Source organism: Samsonia erythrinae, assembly GCF_004342665.1.
In the GTDB taxonomy this organism is placed as follows: Bacteria; Pseudomonadota; Gammaproteobacteria; order Enterobacterales; family Enterobacteriaceae; genus Samsonia; species Samsonia erythrinae.
The window spans coordinates 85,327-102,789 of the sequence record NZ_SMBY01000001.1 but is presented as its reverse complement, the minus strand read 5'-3'; the positions used below and the strand labels follow the sequence as shown (position 1 = coordinate 102,789).

General features: G+C 51.2%; 12 protein-coding genes and 1 pseudogene. 8 read left to right on the top strand and 5 right to left on the bottom strand.

Features of this window, described 5'->3' with window-relative positions; all coding sequences use genetic code 11:
* Positions 1–555 precede the first annotated feature (555 nt).
* Positions 556–675: pseudogene (locus EDC54_RS17960) on the top strand (Arm DNA-binding domain-containing protein); the annotation flags it as partial.
* A 190-nt stretch (positions 676–865) separates the two neighbouring features.
* Here EDC54_RS17960 and EDC54_RS00405 read toward each other — a convergent pair.
* The 3 genes from EDC54_RS00405 to EDC54_RS00395 all read right to left on the bottom strand — a co-directional run bounded on the left by EDC54_RS00405 (position 866) and on the right by EDC54_RS00395 (position 5,880).
* Positions 866–1,498, bottom strand: coding sequence for a TetR family transcriptional regulator (locus EDC54_RS00405; protein WP_132452186.1), 633 nt, complete (start codon positions 1,496–1,498; stop codon positions 866–868).
* 110 nt (positions 1,499–1,608) lie between these two features.
* Entirely contained in the window at positions 1,609–4,749 is a 3,141-nt protein-coding gene (locus EDC54_RS00400; protein WP_132452184.1) for an efflux RND transporter permease subunit, read from the bottom strand.
* Between the two features lie 9 nt (positions 4,750–4,758).
* Positions 4,759–5,880, bottom strand: a complete 1,122-nt coding sequence (locus tag EDC54_RS00395; RefSeq protein WP_230514456.1) for an efflux RND transporter periplasmic adaptor subunit — start codon at positions 5,878–5,880, stop codon at positions 4,759–4,761.
* 106 nt (positions 5,881–5,986) lie between these two features.
* On the opposite strand from EDC54_RS00395, the gene EDC54_RS00390 reads away from it, so the two are divergent.
* Positions 5,987–6,616: a TetR/AcrR family transcriptional regulator gene (locus tag EDC54_RS00390; protein ID WP_132452180.1), complete on the top strand. Its 630-nt coding sequence runs from the start codon at positions 5,987–5,989 to the stop codon at positions 6,614–6,616.
* Positions 6,617–6,836: 220 nt separating this feature from the next.
* Here the strand turns inward: EDC54_RS00390 and EDC54_RS00385 are convergent, their stop codons facing one another.
* Complete coding sequence (locus EDC54_RS00385) at positions 6,837–7,760, bottom strand: LysR substrate-binding domain-containing protein (protein ID WP_132452178.1); 924 nt, start codon at positions 7,758–7,760, stop codon at positions 6,837–6,839.
* A gap of 297 nt (positions 7,761–8,057) precedes the next feature.
* Between EDC54_RS00385 and EDC54_RS00380 the strand changes: the two genes are divergently transcribed.
* From EDC54_RS00380 to EDC54_RS00365, 4 genes are all read left to right on the top strand, one after another.
* On the top strand, positions 8,058–9,389 hold the full coding sequence (locus EDC54_RS00380) for an MFS transporter (RefSeq protein ID WP_132452176.1): 1,332 nt from the start codon (positions 8,058–8,060) through the stop codon (positions 9,387–9,389).
* Between the two features lie 74 nt (positions 9,390–9,463).
* Positions 9,464–10,213: an SDR family NAD(P)-dependent oxidoreductase gene (locus EDC54_RS00375; protein WP_132452174.1), complete on the top strand. Its 750-nt coding sequence runs from the start codon at positions 9,464–9,466 to the stop codon at positions 10,211–10,213.
* A 14-nt stretch (positions 10,214–10,227) separates the two neighbouring features.
* A complete protein-coding gene (locus EDC54_RS00370; protein WP_132453572.1) occupies positions 10,228–11,073 on the top strand; it encodes a transketolase in 846 nt (281 codons plus the stop codon).
* Positions 11,073–12,071, top strand: a complete 999-nt coding sequence (locus tag EDC54_RS00365; RefSeq protein ID WP_132452172.1) for a transketolase family protein — start codon at positions 11,073–11,075, stop codon at positions 12,069–12,071. The genes EDC54_RS00370 and EDC54_RS00365 overlap by 1 nt, the downstream gene beginning before the upstream one ends.
* 44 nt (positions 12,072–12,115) lie before the next feature.
* On the opposite strand, the gene EDC54_RS00360 is transcribed toward EDC54_RS00365, so the two are convergent.
* Positions 12,116–12,871, bottom strand: a complete 756-nt coding sequence (locus EDC54_RS00360) for a helix-turn-helix domain-containing protein (RefSeq protein ID WP_165904246.1) — start codon at positions 12,869–12,871, stop codon at positions 12,116–12,118.
* 301 nt (positions 12,872–13,172) lie between these two features.
* Between EDC54_RS00360 and EDC54_RS00355 the strand changes: the two genes are divergently transcribed.
* Both EDC54_RS00355 and EDC54_RS00350 read left to right on the top strand, forming a co-directional pair.
* Positions 13,173–14,513 (top strand): MFS transporter, encoded by a 1,341-nt coding sequence (locus EDC54_RS00355; RefSeq protein ID WP_132452168.1) that lies wholly within the window; start codon positions 13,173–13,175, stop codon positions 14,511–14,513.
* Positions 14,514–14,534: 21 nt separating this feature from the next.
* Positions 14,535–17,213: an alpha-L-rhamnosidase gene (locus EDC54_RS00350; RefSeq protein ID WP_132452166.1), complete on the top strand. Its 2,679-nt coding sequence runs from the start codon at positions 14,535–14,537 to the stop codon at positions 17,211–17,213.
* The last annotated feature ends 250 nt before the right edge of the window (positions 17,214–17,463 follow it).

Sequence of the window (17,463 nt, the reverse complement as noted above, 5' to 3'; positions counted from 1 at the left end):
GGCGGGTTAATACGCGATGATGACATCGTCTAATGCAGCTTTGGAATTCCCAGCACATTCCGCCCCCATTCGCCGGATTAACTAGGTTTGGCGTGCAAAATCCTGCCAGCCGCTATTTAGCTTCGGCTATGATGCTAACCTAACCAAGCATCAGGACGATGAGAACGCATAGATACCCAATCGTTGTCTGCGATGAATCAAGGATAGGGCTGAATTTTGAACACTGTTATGTGTGGGTCTAACGCCACACATAACGAAACGGTTAACCGCTTAAACACCGATTTTTCGTGACAACCATCACAAAAACAAAGCGATTTTTTATGGGGGCTTTCGTGGGGGCGCTGTTTACGATAAACATCAACAAAATAGATAATTAACAGCAAGTTAATCGTGAGTATGATTCCGAGTCCGACCACCTTTCCCTTTTTATGCCTCCTTATCAATCCCTGTGTTATTGCGATTCAATAAGTTGGCGTGAAAATCTTTTCCGATGCGTTTTGATTTATCCCTTCGTATCGGGGAATTTGTGGGTCAGATTGCGAGTCATTCAGTTCGATGAACGGGAGTGACCCTCATAGGTTAACTGATAGCAAAGTCCGATCCGCAAAACCTCTCGCAAAATCTTATAAGCTCACTGACTCGCAAGGCCTGTACCTGACGATATCCACCAGCGGTACATTAATCGTACAGCGACCGTAACACTAATATCATTACGATTTAGTGGTATCGCAGGGAATCGGACCGAATGACCGTCAACCAAGGTGCGATGGTCAATTTTCCCGGATAGCTTAAAACCAAGGTGACCGGGCTTCCCATCCACGTTTCATTCACCGGGTAAGCGTGGGGTTGACGGTATTCTTTGCCGTTATTCCACGCCTTTTTCCGAGCGAATCAATACAGAAGCGATAAACTCCAGTCCCAGGAGGCCCTCTTCAAACAATTGCTTGTCCTGCGGTAGTAAAATATAACTTCTCACCAGACCGGAAAAAATATAGAAGACAATACATGCCAGCGTTTCACTACGAACCGGCGTATTGATTTCTCCCCTTTTTTTCGCTAATTCAAAAATATCACTGAGGATCCGTATAAAATCCGCCGTTACGTCATTTTCCTGCCAATATTTAATATCAAGATCTTCCGTACATTCGCGCTGAAATATCAGTAAATGAATGACGTTACGCAAATGAATATTATCCTGAATGTCTTCCAGATTCCGGCGTAAACATTGATACATGGCTTTTATCGGTCGGGAAAAAGCGCCGTTGCTTATTAACGCTAACTCATCCAGAAGTAACAAGGGGGAACGTTCTAATACCTGACGAACCAGGTCATTCTTTTCTGTGAAATGCCAATAAATAGCTCCACGAGTGCATCCTGCTCGTTCCGCTATCATTCCCAGCGTTGTTTTTGCAATACCCCGTTCGTGGAAGCAATCCTCTGCTGCATCGAGTATTTTGTTGCGGGTCTTCTCCGCTGCATACTTTGAGCGTCGTGCCATTGACCATTACCCCATTGCTATTAACGGGTTGTCGATATCTTCGTTATTCTGAACGGCGCCAACAATGCCATGGCAGACGTAACCATACTCCGGCTACGCCTGCCAGTGGTTTAGGTCTCAGACTGACTGGCTTCAACAGGTTCAGACGATACCCGACGCCTTTTGCTGAAGAACCCGGCAATCAGCATGTAAAACAAAGGAATGTAAAAGATGGCCAGAATAGTGGCGGTCAGCATTCCGCCGATCACCCCTGTACCGATAGCATGTTTACTCCCGGAACTGGCTCCCGACGCCACCGCAAGCGGAATAACCCCCATGACAAATGCCAGAGATGTCATGATGATCGGCCTTAACCTCACTCTGGCGGCTTCCAGCGCAGCATCTTTAATCGACATGCCCTCTTTTTCATGCAGTTCGCGCGCAAACTCTACAATCAGGATGGCATTTTTGGCCGACAGACCAATGGTGGTCAATAAACCGACCTGGAAAAAAACGTCGTTACCCAACCCGCGTAACAGCGTGGCGCTGACGGCGCCAATGACACCAAGGGGCACGACCAGCATAACGGAGAAAGGAATACTCCAGCTTTCATACAACGCCGCCAGACACAGGAACACAATCAGCAAAGAGAGCGCATATAAGGCCGGTGCCTGCGAGCCGGAAAGCCGCTCCTCAAAGGATAAACCGGTCCAGGAGACGTGGAACCCTTCCGGAAGCCGCGCGGCAATGTCCTCAATTGCTTTCATCGCATCGCCAGAGCTGTATCCCGGAGCGGGCTCACCGAGTAGTTCAACGGCGGGAGTACCATTGTACCGTTCCAGTTTTGGCGAGCCGTAAACCCATTTGCCTGTAGCAAAAGAGGCAAACGATACCATGTCGCCGTCGCTGTTACGTACATACCATTTATCAAAATCCTGAGGAGAGATACGCGCGCCGGGCTCACCTTGGATATAGACTTTTTTCACACGACCGCGATCGTTAAAGTCATTCACATAGGTTGACCCCCAGGCCGCTGACATCGTGTTATTCACGTCGCTCATACTCAGCTTGAGCGCCTGCACTTTTTCATCATCGATCAAAATCTGGTATTGCGGCTCATCATTCATCCCGTTAGGACGCACCATGCGCAGCGCAGGGTTCCTGGCGGCTTCCCCCAGTAACTGGTTTCGAGCCTGCATCAGTTTTTCATGACCGGCACTGCTACGATCCTCAAGAAACAGGTTGAAGCCCGTCGCATTCCCCAGTTCAGATACGGCTGGCGGCGCAAAGGCGATAACGTTGGCTTCTTTAATACTGCTTAGGTAACCCATCGCCCGGCCAGAAAGTTCGAAGACATTGCCTTTACGCTCGCCCCATGGTTTCAACTGTACGAATGCCATCGCCGAACCTTGTCCACGACCGGCGAAGTTAAAACCATTGACCAGCATCACGGAAGATACCATGTCTTTTTCCTGATTCAGGAAATACTCGGATACCTTCGTCAGCACCTTTTGCGTCTGCTGTGAGCTGCTGTTTGGCGGCATCTGTACCTGAACAAACAGGTTTCCCTGATCCTCATCGGGCAGGAAGGAGGTAGGAATTTTAGGAAACAGTACCGCCAGCAATGCGATAATCAATAAAAAGAAAGCCATGGCTCTTTTCGGCGCCCCCAGCGTGCGATTCACGCCGTTATGGTACAGAGCGGTGCTGCGGTCAAAGACCCGGTTGAACCAACCAAAGAACCCTTTTCCGCCATGCTGAGTATGCTGGGTTGGCCTGAGCAAGGTTACACATAATACGGGTGTAAATATCAGTGCGACGAAGACAGACAGCGCCATCGCCGACACGATTGTAATGGAAAACTGCCTATAGATAACCCCGGTGGATCCGCCAAAAAAAGCCATCGGTACAAATACCGCTGACAACACCAGCCCAATCCCGATCAGGGCGCCGGAAATTTGGTCCATTGACTTCCGGGTCGCTTCCAGAGGAGACAATTTATCCTCCGTCATCACACGCTCAACGTTTTCCACCACCACAATCGCATCATCGACCAGCAGACCGATGGCAAGCACCAGACCGAACATAGTGAGGATGTTAATGGTGAAGCCGAATGCCGACATGATGCCGAAAGTGCCTAACAGAACAACGGGGACGGCAAGCGTGGGAATAAGCGTCGCCCGCCAGTTTTGCAGGAACAGGAACATCACCAGAAAGACCAGCACAATCGCTTCAATCAGCGTATGAACAACGCCTTCAATGGATTCGCTGATAACCGGCTCGGTATCATACGGATACACAATCTCTACGCCGCGCGGTAGTTCTGATTTCAGTTCCTGTAGTTTTTCCCGAACGGCAGTGATGGTTTCCAGCGCGTTGCCGCCGGTTGCCAGACGCAGCGCGATACCGGTACTGGGTAGATTTTTTCCGTATTTAGCCTGAATGGAAAAATTCTCCGACCCTAACCCCACTTTCGCCACGTCTTTAAGCAGCACGCGCGATCCGTCTGGCTGTACTTTCAGGAGGATATTTTCAAACTGTTCGGCGTTGGTAAAACGAGTTTTACCAATAACGGTTGCATTGAGTTGAACGCCATCCTCCGTCGGCAAACCGCCGAGCTGCCCGGATGAAACCTGAACGTTCTGCGCCTGGATGGCCGCACTGACATCCAGCGGCGTCAGGTTATAGCTGTTCAACTTCGCGGGATCCATCCAGATGCGCATTGCGTATTGCGACCCCATCATCATGAAGTCGCCTACCCCATTAACGCGCGAGAGAGGATCCTGTAATTTGGAGACCATGATGTCCCCTAAATCAAAACCATTAAGTCGGCCATCCGTTGAAACCAAGCCGACCACCAGCATAAAGTTAATCTGGTACTTGGCTACGCGTATGCCCTGCTGCTGGACTTCGTCAGGAATAAGCGGGGTAGCCAGCGAGAGTTTATTCTGCACCTGCACCTGTGCGATGTCCGCATCGGTGCCCTGATTAAAGGTGACCGTGATGTTAAATGAACCATCCGAGTTGCTTTCGGATTTCAGATAACGCAGGTTATCCAACCCGTTAAGTTGCTGTTCGATAACCTGAACCACGGTGTCCTGTACCGTATTGGCGGACGCGCCGGGATAGGTGCCGCTAATCTGAATAGCCGGCGCGGCAATGTTGGGGTACTGGTTAATGGGGAGTTTGATGATTGACAATGCCCCGGCCAGCATCACTACCAGCGCGATAACCCAGGCAAAAACCGGGCGGTCGATAAAAAAGCGCGACATAGCGGTTCCTTATTGCGGTTGAGTTGAAGCCATTGCATCGGCATTCGCCGCAACGACGTTGACTTCATTGCCTGGCTGGGCTTTTTGCACGCCATCAACAATGACTTTGTCTCCGGGCATAAGGCCGTCGCTCACCAACCACTGATTACCGACAACCCTTTCCGTGACCACATTTTTCAACTCAACCTTATTGTCCTTATTCACGACCAGCGCCGTCGCCTGTCCACTGGCGTCGCGCGTAATGCCACGCTGCGGCACGAGTATAGCGTGCTCTCTTATTCCCTCTTGCAACTTCGCGCGGACAAACATGCCCGGCAGCAGTCGGTTATCGGGATTGGGGAATACGGCGCGGATAATGATGGCGTTCGTTCCCTCATCCACGGTGACTTCCGAGAATTTCAGCCGTCCCGGTAGGGGATACTCCGAACCGTTATCCAGAACCAACCTGACTTCGGCCTGCTGCTCGTCATTTTGTTTGATGCGACCCGCGGCCAAATCATCCTGAAGACGCAGCAATGACGTCGACGATTGGGGAATATCTACATAAATGGGATCCAATTGCTGAATGGTCGCCAACGCATCCGACTGGTTCGCCGTCATCAAGGCTCCTTGAGTCACGGACGAACGTCCTATCCGCCCTGAAATGGGGGCGATGATTTTCGTGTAACCCAGATTGATTCGCGCTGAATCTACCGAGGCCTTCGCCTGTAACCAGGATGAGCGGGCATCATCACGATCCTGTTGGCTGATAGCGCTGGTTTTCACGAGCGCCTCATAACGGCGCGCAAGAAGTCGAGCGGATTCCAGACTGGCTTCAGCTTTTGCCAGCTCGGCCTGATAAGGTGCGGGATCTATCTGGTATAATACCTGATTAGCGTTCACCATACTGCCTTCTTCAAAAAGGCGTTTCTGAAGGATACCACCGACCTGTGGCCTGATTTCAGCGACCAGAAAAGGGGCGGTTCTGCCAGGTAATTCCGTTGTTAACGGGACATCGGTCGCGCTCAGGGTGACAACGCCAACCTCAGGAACCACGGCAGCAGGCTGCTGTGGTTTATCGCATCCAGAGAGAGAAAGCACGAGAAATGCAGGCACCACAGGCCATGCTGCATGGCGTAACCAGACAAACATCACATCGACACTCCGTTGAGACTGAATATTCATTCTAGTATATTCATACTAATTTTTTTTTTGCAAGCGTTGACACGGCCAGACGTCAACGATAAGAGGATGAAATATGAGCCATAGTCAGGCTAACGATACTCGGATAAAAAGTCAGGAAAGAAGGAAGCAAGTCATTGATGCTGCGGCGAAATGCTTCAGAAAAGAAGGGATTCACGGCTGTAGCATAGCTAAAATATCGAAAGTGTCCGGGATGAGCCCAGGACACATCTATTATCATTTTGCTAACAAAGAAGCGATCGTTGAAGCGCTGGTGAAACAGCAGGAGAACTCATTACTGGATTTGATTAAGGATATTAAGACTTCGCCACTTGAAGAAGATATGGTCGATGTCCTGATCAGACATACCGCTGAAAACGTTGAACGACACACCGATGAAAAGTTTGTCGGCCTGTGGCTTGAAATCGCCGCCGAGTCAGCGCGGAACCCCGCCGTTGCGGAATTACTAAAACAATCACGCAACAGCATTATGAAGCAATTTAACGAACAGCTGAGCCTGCGCTGTCAGGTTAAGAGCGAAAAAGAGATGTTGCGCTTGCAAGCAAGTATGGAAATTATGTCCGCCATTTTTGTCGGTCTTGCGGTAAATACGCCACAGCAGGATCCAGAAAACAAAATCGATAATTCTTTGCTGATTGAAATCCTTAACGATATGACCAACTATCTGTTTAGCACCAAAAATTGAGATCACGTCAGACGTTGAAGGGCTGTGCAGGCGACGACGTGGTTCAGCGTCTGAGTCTTTCCGCGCGCACTAACCACAATCGCCTTTCCACCCGCACATAGCGGGAGCGCGTCCGGTAATGTCTGACGATTATCACTCACTGGCGCAGGCCTCAGCCGCAAGCCTGCCCATGTTTGCGGCACACTAGCCTTTCATCTGCACAACGCATCGAATAAATGCGCTATAGCTCAAAGCCATCTGATAATAATTCCGCCCTCATCCATTCAATGAAGGTCCTGACTTTATAGTTAAGTTCATTTCCGTGAGGAAAAACAACGTGATGAGCATTGATTGGATATTCATATTCTTTACCAAACACCGGGTGGAGCGTTCCCTTGGCGACAAATTCAGCGCCGAGTAATGAACTTTCGAATATCATGCCAAGCCCCATCTTCGCCGCTTCAAAGCTCATATAGGATCGGTCAAAGATCATGTTATAGGCGGGCTTTTTAGTTAAGTTAATTTTGAAGAAAGAAAACCAGCGCTCCCAGTTAACCAGCGTGACAGATGAATAAATTAAATCATGACTCTCAACATCATTAATATTTTCCACCGGACATCTGAGGAGATATTCAGGTGATGCCATGACATTAAGCTTCTCATTTTTAATTGTTAATATTTTATATCCATCCCAGTCAGGAATACCATGCCGGATATCAATATCAATATTATCGCGAGAAAACTGAAGCGTTTCATATGAACAATTCAGGTTAATCAATATATCCGGGTGTTTACTTCTGAAAGAACCCAGTTTTCTAATCAACCATAACATACCGAAAGACGGCGAGGAATGCACACGTAATATATCGTTATAAGGCTCATTAATAATTTTATCAGAGATTCTGCCAATGGTGTTCATCGCGCCGGATATTTGAAAAAGATATTCTTCACCTAATTGCGTTAAAATAATTCCCTTGCCATTTCGGATAAATAGCTTCTTGCCTAAAAAAGCCTCTAACGAGGCTATCTGATGGCTCACCGCAGAGGCCGTAACATTCAGTTGCATCGCCGCTATATTAATACTTCCTGCATTGGCAACTTCAATGAATGCTTGCAGATTCCTCAAAGAAGGCAATGGCAGTTTATCTATGGCTTCTTTCTTCATTCGGCACTCCAAAAATATAGATTTCCCATACAGATTAATTAGTTGAATGGAAAATTTCATAACATTGAAGAGGAAGTGTGATTGCGAACACAAAAATCCCGCCTACCTGGTTATTTTTTATAACCTGACAGTTGTCACACTTTTTTTGTGATTAATAACACGACTCAAATTTTACTCAACGTGAAATGAGTTTTTTTGAATTCAAATTCAGAACGCACCCGTTATAGTGAGGACGCTGCATAAAAATGACAAACATAACATTCACAAAAAAGTTGTTCATACAAAGAGGTTTATATAATGTCACGTATAGAACAAACCGTACCCTACCAGGCCACAAAAAAGACGAACTATCGTTTTGTTGTGTTGGCATTAATTTTTATCGTATATACGTTGAATTACGCTGACCGTACAAACATCGGCGCCGTACTTCCCTTCATTATTGAAGAATTCCATATTAATAATTTTGAAGCGGGTGCGATTGCCAGTATGTTTTTTCTCGGATACGCATTGAGTCAGATCCCCGCTGGATTTTTAATCGCCAAGAAGGGAACCAGAGGCATGGTCGCCGTATCAATCTTCGGCTTCTCCGCGTTTACCTGGCTGATGGGTACGGCGTCCTCCGTACTGAGTTTGAAGTTCATTCGTCTCGGCTTAGGCCTAACGGAAGGCCCCTGTCCGGTCGGACTGGCATCAACAATCAATAACTGGTTTCCGGCTAAGGAAAAAGCGACGGCAACAGGAGTATATATTGCCTCGACGATGTTTGCGCCAATACTGGTTCCCCCATTAGCCGTGTGGATCGCCGTGACATATGGATGGCGCTGGGTCTTTTTTTCCTTTGCTATTCCGGGGTTAGTTATCGCGGTCGTATGGTATTTATTAGTTAAATCCAAACCTTCGGAAAGTAAATTCGTTTCCAAAGAAGAACTGGACTATATCAACGCGGATCATGCGCAAACCGATACTGTCAGACAAAATATTGTTATAGATAAAAAATTCAACACGCTTGATAAATTCATTAAAGTCCGTGAGCTTTCGCCCATTAGTACCGTAAAAGGATTATTCACATCAAAGAACATTCTGGGTGACTGCCTTGCCTATTTTATGATGGTGAGTGTCCTGTACGGGTTATTAACATGGATACCCCTTTATCTGGTCAAAGAGAAAGGGTTTGATTTTATGAGCATGGGCCTGGTTGCGACCATGCCTTGTATTGGTGGATTTATCGGCGCCATTTTTGGCGGCTATGTTTCGGATAAATTACTTGGTCGTCGTAGAAAACCCACCATGATATTTACCGCCATCAGTACAATCTTAATGATGATCATCATGTTGAATATTCCGCAAAGCACCTTTGCAGTTTGCGCCGGATTATTCTTCGTAGGGTTATGTCTGAATATTGGTTGGCCGGCATTTACCGCCTATGGCATGGCGGCATCGGACTCGAATACCTATCCTATTACCGCCGCCGTCATTAATACCGGGGGTAACCTCGGCGGGTTTGTCTCCCCCATGCTGGCCGGTTTTTTACTGGATAACACCGGCAGCTTTAGTACTGTCTTTATTTATTTCGGCATATGCGCGGCAATTGGCCTGATATCAATACTCGTTATTGACGAACCTCGTTAATTGTTTCGTTAATCGTTAATACAAAAATATTTAACTTAATATCACACATCGATATTTAACCACTGGAGTTAATTATGTTACTGAAAGATAAAGTCGCCATTGTTACCGGTGCCGCGTCGCCTCGCGGATTAGGGTTTGCCACCGCTAAATTATTTGCTGAGAACGGTGCAAAGGTCGTTATCGTTGATCTTGATACCGAAGCAAGTAAAAAAGCCGCTGCCGCACTGGGTGAACAACATCTGGGCGTCGCAGCAAACGTGGCGAATGAACAACAGGTTCAGGCGGCGATTGAACAAGTGATAGCGAAGTATGGCCGCGTGGATGTTCTGGTGAATAACGCGGGTATTACTCAGCCGATTAAGACGATGGATATCAAGCGTGAAAATTATGATGCCGTGCTTGACGTCAGCCTACGCGGCACGCTGCTCATGTCGCAGGCCGTCATCCCGACGATGCGTGCGCAAAAATCCGGCAGCATCGTCTGTATCTCTTCCGTCTCCGCGCAGCGTGGCGGCGGCATCTTCGGCGGCCCGCATTACAGCGCGGCGAAAGCCGGCGTTCTGGGGCTGGCGCGGGCGATGGCGCGGGAGCTGGGGCCGGATAACGTACGCGTCAATTGCATCACGCCGGGACTGATTCAAACCGATATCACCGCCGGTAAGCTGACCGATGAAATGACGGCCAACATTCTCGCCGGCATTCCGATGAATCGCTTAGGCGACGCCATCGACATTGCCCGTGCGGCCCTGTTCCTCGGTAGCGACCTTTCGTCTTACTCAACGGGCATCACCCTGGACGTTAACGGCGGCATGTTAATCCATTAATCGAGGGCAGTATGATGAATATGACAGAATTTCATAACGTCGCGGCAGCGGCATGGCGGATCCGTCGTTACGCCCTGCGTATGGGCGAAGTTCAGGGGCAAGGCTATATCGGTCAGGCGCTGGGTTACGCGGATGTACTGGCGACCGCGTTTAGCCATTCCATGACGTTTCGTCCGGACGAACCGGAGTGGGAGGGCCGCGATCGCTTCCTGCTTTCTCATGGTCACTATGCCATCGCCTACTATGCGGCGCTGCTGGAAGCCGGGATCATCCCCGAAGAAGAGCTGGAAACTTACGGCTCTGATGACAGCCGCCTGCCGATGTCCGGGATGGCCACCTACACGCCGGCGATGGAAATGTCCGGCGGTTCTCTGGGGCAAGGGCTTTCTATCGCCGTGGGCATGGCGCTGGGCCTGAAGCAGAAACAGAGCACGTCGTGGGTTTACAACTCCATGTCCGACGGCGAACTGGATGAGGGATCTACCTGGGAAGCGGCGATGTCAGCGGCACACTACGGGCTGACGAACTTGATCAATATCGTCGATGTCAACCGTCAGCAGGCAGATGGCAACTCGCAGAAAATCCTCGGTTATGAGCCATTGCATGACAAATGGGCCGCTTTCGGTTGGTACGTACAGCGTGTCGATGGCAACGATCTGGCAGCGGTGATTGCAGCGTTTGACAACGCCAAACGTTATCAGGGCGAGCAGCCTCGCGTCATTATTTGCGACACCCTGATGGGCAAAGCTGTTCCGTTCCTCGAAACCCGTGACAAGAACCACTTTATTCGCGTCGATGCTGATGAATGGCAAAAAGCCATTGCGGTACTGGATGCCAATAAACCAGAAGGAGTGCTGTAATGAGCCAGACAACGCAGAAAACACGCTTAAAAACATCCGCGATGATTGCGTCTATCGCTGATGAAGGACAGGCGACGGTAGCAGCCCCCTTCGGCACCGCGCTGTCGAAACTGGCAGCGGAGCGTCCGGAAATCGTCGGCATGACCGCCGACCTGTCGAAATACACCGACATGCATATTTTCGCGCAGAACTTCCCGGATCGCTTTTTCCAGATGGGTATGGCGGAGCAACTGCTGATGGGCGCCGCCGGCGGGATGGCGAAAGAAGGGTTTATCCCGTTCGCCACCACCTATGCAGTGTTTGCTACCCGCCGCGCTTACGACTTTATCCATCAGGTGATTGCGGAAGAGCACCTGAATGTGAAAATTTGCGCGGCCTTACCCGGCCTGACGACAGGCTATGGCCCCAGCCATCAGGCGACGGAAGATCTGGCGATTATGCGCGGCATTCCGGGCATGACGATTATCGACCCTTGCGATGCGCGGGAAATCGAGCAGGCGGTTCCGGCCATCGCCGACCATAATGGCCCGGTCTATATGCGTCTGTTGCGCGGCAAGGTACCGCTGGTGCTGGACAAATATGACTACAAGTTCGAGATTGGCAAAGCCAAACTGCTGGAAGACGGTAATGACGTACTGATTATCTCTTCCGGGCTGATGACCATGCGCGCGCTGGAAGCGGCGGAAAAAATGCGTGCTGACAACATCAGCGTCGCCGTCCTGCATGTGCCGACTATCAAGCCATTTGATGAAAAAACCATCATCGAGCAGGCCTCGAAGCCAGGCCGTCTGGTGGTGACTGCTGAGAACCATACCAGTATCGGCGGGCTGGGCGAAGCCGTCGCGTCGCTGCTGATGCGTAAAGGCGTGCGCTGCGAGCTGGATACGGTCGGCTTGCCGGATGAGTTCTTACTGGCTGGCGCGCTACCGACGCTGCACGACCGCTACGGTATCTCTACCGCCATGATGATTGAGAAAATTAAACGCCGTTTAGGTTAATGTTTTCGCCGCCGTTCACCACGGCGGCAATTTTCCCGCTTATTTTATTCATTTGATGCCTTCAGTCGCTCTTCCCGCGGCGTCAGATTATAAAACCTTTTGTAACTTTGCGAGAAATGGGACAGATTTTTAAACCCGCTTTGCAATGCAATATCCGAAATCGACGTCTCGCTGAAAAGAAGCAAATGCTTGGCCGTTCTAAGCCGTAGCCGCATCAGGTAATTCTCGGGAGAATAACCGGTGATCCGGCGAACCGCCCGGTAGAGCGTTCTTTCCGACAGTCCGTGCCGCCGGCAAAGTTCGCGCCAATCCACCGGCGAGCAGTGCTCCGCGCGCAGTTGTTCAAGCAGCCGTTCGATATTGGTGGATATGCGATGCGCCACGACCGGTTGTTTACTGGAATTCAATAACGAAAATAACTGTAACAGCAGCCCTTCACGTCTGGCGGTAACGGACGCGCCCGACTCGGGCAATAGCGCATTAATCTGTGCGATCAAATTAAAAAAAGGCGCGCGATGCCTGATGTTCAGCGAATAAGTTAAATATTCTCCGCTTCCGAATATATCTTTCAAAATTTCTTTCTGGGAAGGAATATAGTTAAATTTTACGTCATCCCTGAACAGAATATTCGTGAGGCAAAGCGACCCAAGATTCTCGTAATAATGGTAATCGTACCGATTTACATAAAAAACATCGCCCATTTGTATGGAAATAGGTTCCCCGTTCAGAATATGGGTGCCGCTGCCTTTGTCAACAATCACTAACTCCTCGAATTCATGGTCGTGTTCGATATCATTCACTTCGGGCATCGTGCGATGAATGGCAACGGGCTGTTCCTGAAAAACAAAATATTTATCGAGCAGAATCTTTTTCATCGCCTTATCCGCCTGTAAACACGCGTCCGCCTATCTTATACACAAGGAAATGCGCCGGTCGCCAGTAAAGTCCCGAATTGTGATACCGAGCTGACGCTTTATGCTCAAACCGCCACGGCATGCCGAATCCTGGCAGCCAGAATAATGTAAAGTTTTATGGCCGCAGTTAAAACAGATACGACAATATCGCAAACCCTACCCTGCAACGAAGAAAGAGCACATCATCATGAAGCTAACAATAAGAGAGAAAGGGTGTTTTGGCGTCGGCGCGTTCAGCAAAGACATTTTCAGCGTGGTCATCACCTCCTACCTGATGGTTTTCTATACCGACGTTTTCGGACTGTCCGCCTCTCTGGCTGGCATGGTGCTCATGATCACTCGCTTGATCGACGCGCTGTCCAACCCGGTATTAGGTTCATTGATGGATCGCACCTCGACCCGCTGGGGCCGTTTCCGCCCCTATCTCTTCGTCGTGCCGATCCCTTTCTGTATTTTCACTATATTGACGTTCTGGACGCCCGACCTGTCCGTCGGGATGAAATTTATCTATGCGCTCATCACATTCAATATCGCCGGGCTTTGTTTCACCTGCATTGATGTCGCCATCTGGGGGTTAGTGCCCAACCTGACCCGGGACGGAGAGGAGCGCAGTCAACTGATTGCCTTGAGCCGTGCCTTTTCCAATCTGGCCGGCATGGTGTTCGCTCCCGTGGTCATCCCCCTCGTCATCTTTTTCGGCGGCGGCAACGATGCGCATGGCTGGCTATGGCTGGGGGTAGTTGTCGGCATCCTCAGCATCCTGTTCTCATGGATGCTGTTCTTCAATACGCGCGAAATCCATCGCACGACGGCGGTCGAGAGTCCGCCATTCGCTAAGGCCATTCGTCAGGTGTTCCGCAATCCAGCCGTCGGTTGCGTGGTGCTGGCCATGACGACGTTCGGATTGGGCGTCGGTTTGCAGAATGCCGTCGGCATTTATTACATGAAATATTATCTGCGCCTGCCGGACGCCATCCCTATTTATATTTTTATGAGCTATAGCTGCAAAGTCATCGGCGCGTTGATTGCACCGCTGGCGATCGCCCGTCTCGGCAATTGCCGCAGCGCGTTCGCTACCTTTGCGATAATGGGCGGCATCAGCCTGTGCATGATTTTCGCGCCAATCGCGTATCCCATCGTCTATTTTGCGCTGGCTGCCTTGTTTGCGCTGGGTATCGGCATCCTGCTGGTTGCCATCACCGGTATGATGGCCGAAACCTCGGACCGTATCGAAGCGGTCAGCGGTCAGCGTAATGACGGCATGCTGTTTTCCCTCAATGCTCTCTCGATGCAGACCGGTTTTGCGCTCTCCGGCGCTCTGGCGGGATTCATCCTGCAACTCAGCGGCTATGTTCCCAACCAGCCGGTACAGAGCGATAGTTCGCTCGCCGCCATCAATTTCATACGCTGTCTGGGGCCGGCGCTGTTCTGTTTCATGGTGCTATTCGCCTTCCGCCTGTATCCGGCAGGGAATGGCAAAATTTCGCCCTGCGGCGACGAAATGCCGGACGCCTCATCACCCCGTTAATGCACTAAATGGAGTTACGTAATGACCCAGGTAACGCAAATCACCTGTTTCGGCGCCGACAGTCTGCTGGGCGTCGCCAGAGAAAACCTACTGTTTTCATGGCTGTTGGCATCAGAAAGGAGAAACGTCGTTCAGCGGCAGTATCGTCTGCAACTGGCGTTGGATACGGCATTCGACGAACTTCAATTCGACAGCGGCTGGGTCTTGTCGGATCAGTCCGTGAACGTCCCGCTCTCCGCGTTTATTCCCCTTTCCCGAACGCGCTACTACTTTCGGGTACGCGTCATCGACGATGCGCAGCAGGAGAGCGCCTGGAGCCCCGCCGGTTGGTTTGAAACGGCGTTACAGCATGCGCATGAGTGGAAAGCCGACTGGATCACGCCCGACAGGGACGACGAACCCGCGGAAAGCGTCTATCTGTTGCGCCGCCTGTTTACCGCCGGCAAAAAGGTGGCGTCGGCCAGACTCTATAGCTCCGCGTTAGGCGTCTATCGGCTTTACCTGAACGGATCGCCGGTCGGCGACGATCTCTTCAGCCCCGGCTGGACGAGCTATGACGACCACATCCAGTTCCAGTCCGCCGATGTGACTTCCCTGCTTGTCCCCGGCGACAACGCGCTGGGCGCGATGCTGGGCGAAGGTTGGTTCAAGGGCGAACTGACGTGGCTGAAAAAACGGGAACTCTACGGTCGCCGCAAAGCGCTACTGGCGCAGTTGCATCTGCTGTTCGAAGACGGCGAAGAATGCCTCATCGTGACGGACGGCGAGTGGCGCTGCTGTAACGGCCCCATTCTCGACAGCGGTTTCTATGCGGGCGAAACGTATGATGCCCGGCGGGAAGATCCTTGCTGGTGCAGCGCGCATTCCGCGGCGGAATGGCAACCCGTGACGGTGATGGGCAAGCAACGCTACCGTCTGGTGCCGCAAATCAGCGAACCCGTCCGGGTCACGCAAACGCTGACGCCGGTGGCGTTCATCAGAACAGACGACGGCGTTATTGTCGACATGGGTCAGAACATGGTGGGACGCATCCGGCTCCGGGCCGAACTGGAGGAAGGCCAGACGATAACGCTGCGGCATGCCGAAGTGCTGGACACCTCAGGCAAGCTCTATACGGATAACCTGCGCAACGCGCGACAGACGGTGACTTACACCGCGCGCGGCGGCAGCGCGGAATATGCCCCGTACTTCTCGTTCCAGGGGTTTCGCTATGTGGAAATAACAGGGCTATCGCATCTGAACGATGAATCGCTTTCCGGGGCGATATGCGGCGAGGTACTCCACACCGATATGATGCGTACCGGGGAGTTTTCCTGCTCCAATCCCGCCATCAATCGTCTGTTTGACAATATCGTATGGGGGCAACGCGGCAATTTCGTGGATGTTCCTACCGATTGCCCGCAACGTGATGAACGTCTGGGATGGACGGGAGATGCGCAGATCTTCATTCGAACCGCCGCATACAACTACGATGTCCGTCGTTTCTTCCGTAAATGGCTACTTAGCGTCGCCGCCGACCAGAAACCCAACGGCAGCGTGCCCGTCGTCGTTCCCAACGTACTGCTCGACTACATATCCAAAATCTGGGGTGATGAAACCTACACCTCGTCCGGCTGGGGAGACGCCGCCGTTATCTGCCCATGGACCGTTTACCAATTCTACGGCGATCGCCAACTGCTGGCGGAGCAGTATTCAAGCATGAAAGCCTGGGTAAACTACATCCATAGCCGGGGAGACGACCCCTGGCTATGGAATACGGATTTCCAGTTTGGCGACTGGCTGGCGCTGGACGCAGAGCCGGACAGCTATTTCGGCGCCACGCCGGTTTATCTGGTTGCGACGGCGTTCTACGCCCTGTCGACCCGCATCGTGCGGGATGCGGCGGCGGCGCTGAACCTGCGTTCCGACGAGCGTAAGTACCGTCTGTGGCATGAAAATATCGTCGCTGCCTTCCGCCGCACGTTTATGCGGGAAGGCGAGATGATCGCCGACACGCAGACTGCGCACATTCTGCCCCTGGCTTTCGGCCTGCTTGAGGGCGCAGATCGCGTCAACGTCGCCGCCCGCCTTAATCAGCTCGTGGTCGAACAGGATTATCACCTTACCACAGGTTTTCTGGGGACGCCCTGGCTGTGCGTTGCGCTTTCCGAGAATGGATACCATGACACGGCGGTAAAGCTGGCGTGTCAGGAAAGCTATCCGTCCTGGCTGTTCTCCGTGTCTCAGGGGGCAACGACCGTATGGGAGCACTGGGACGGCATCAAGCCCGACGGCAGTTTCTGGAGTGAAAACATGAATTCGTTCAATCACTATGCCTACGGCGCGATTGGCGAATGGTTCTACCGCTTTGTGGCCGGCATCGATTTCGCGCCGGACAGCGTAGCCTGTGGGGATATCATTTTCCGCCCGGATCTGTCTGGCGGCAGTTTCACTTCCGCCGCCGCGTCTTACCGGTCGGTCCGCGGCATCATCGCCATCCGTTGGGAACGGCATGAAGAACACGCCCGGCTCTGGCTGACCGTCCCGGCCAACGCCAGAGCCGTATTGCGGCTAGCAGATGCTCAATGGAGCGTCCTTGTGGATGAGTCGGACCGGAAAATCCGATCGTTGGAAGATGTAGGCGGCGCGCCCGGTATCGCATTGGGGTCGGGGGAATACCATTTCTCGCTTGGCCGGCAAAAGGGAATAACTGTCGAATAATAAATAACGTCATGGCGCCGTCCGTCGAGGATAAAGCGGCGCCATGATTATTTCTTCTTCTCTGATCTTGCTATGAATATTCTTGTTTTACTGAAAATCATTTCTCATATTCTCTCCAAATAACCCTCCTTCAATTCAGAAGAATCGTTTACCTCGGTTATTTAGTCTGACGGAACGGTAACTTTTCAGATTAATAAATAAAATCAATTAATCGATGAAATAAATAGAATTTCTCTTCACGCTGGCGCTC

What these genes read in the sequence shown, in the direction of transcription:
- EDC54_RS00395 (WP_230514456.1), bottom strand. Translation starts at nt 5,880, where the DNA reads ATGTTTGTCTGGTTACGCCATGCAGCATGGCCTGTGGTGCCTGCATTT.
- EDC54_RS00405 (WP_132452186.1), bottom strand. Translation starts at nt 1,498, where the DNA reads ATGGCACGACGCTCAAAGTATGCAGCGGAGAAGACCCGCAACAAAATA.
- EDC54_RS00375 (WP_132452174.1), top strand. Translation starts at nt 9,464, where the DNA reads ATGTTACTGAAAGATAAAGTCGCCATTGTTACCGGTGCCGCGTCGCCT.
- EDC54_RS00400 (WP_132452184.1), bottom strand. Translation starts at nt 4,749, where the DNA reads ATGTCGCGCTTTTTTATCGACCGCCCGGTTTTTGCCTGGGTTATCGCG.
- EDC54_RS00385 (WP_132452178.1), bottom strand. Translation starts at nt 7,760, where the DNA reads ATGAAGAAAGAAGCCATAGATAAACTGCCATTGCCTTCTTTGAGGAAT.
- EDC54_RS00370 (WP_132453572.1), top strand. Translation starts at nt 10,228, where the DNA reads ATGAATATGACAGAATTTCATAACGTCGCGGCAGCGGCATGGCGGATC.
- EDC54_RS00350 (WP_132452166.1), top strand. Translation starts at nt 14,535, where the DNA reads ATGACCCAGGTAACGCAAATCACCTGTTTCGGCGCCGACAGTCTGCTG.
- EDC54_RS00365 (WP_132452172.1), top strand. Translation starts at nt 11,073, where the DNA reads ATGAGCCAGACAACGCAGAAAACACGCTTAAAAACATCCGCGATGATT.
- EDC54_RS00355 (WP_132452168.1), top strand. Translation starts at nt 13,173, where the DNA reads ATGAAGCTAACAATAAGAGAGAAAGGGTGTTTTGGCGTCGGCGCGTTC.
- EDC54_RS00390 (WP_132452180.1), top strand. Translation starts at nt 5,987, where the DNA reads ATGAGCCATAGTCAGGCTAACGATACTCGGATAAAAAGTCAGGAAAGA.
- EDC54_RS00380 (WP_132452176.1), top strand. Translation starts at nt 8,058, where the DNA reads ATGTCACGTATAGAACAAACCGTACCCTACCAGGCCACAAAAAAGACG.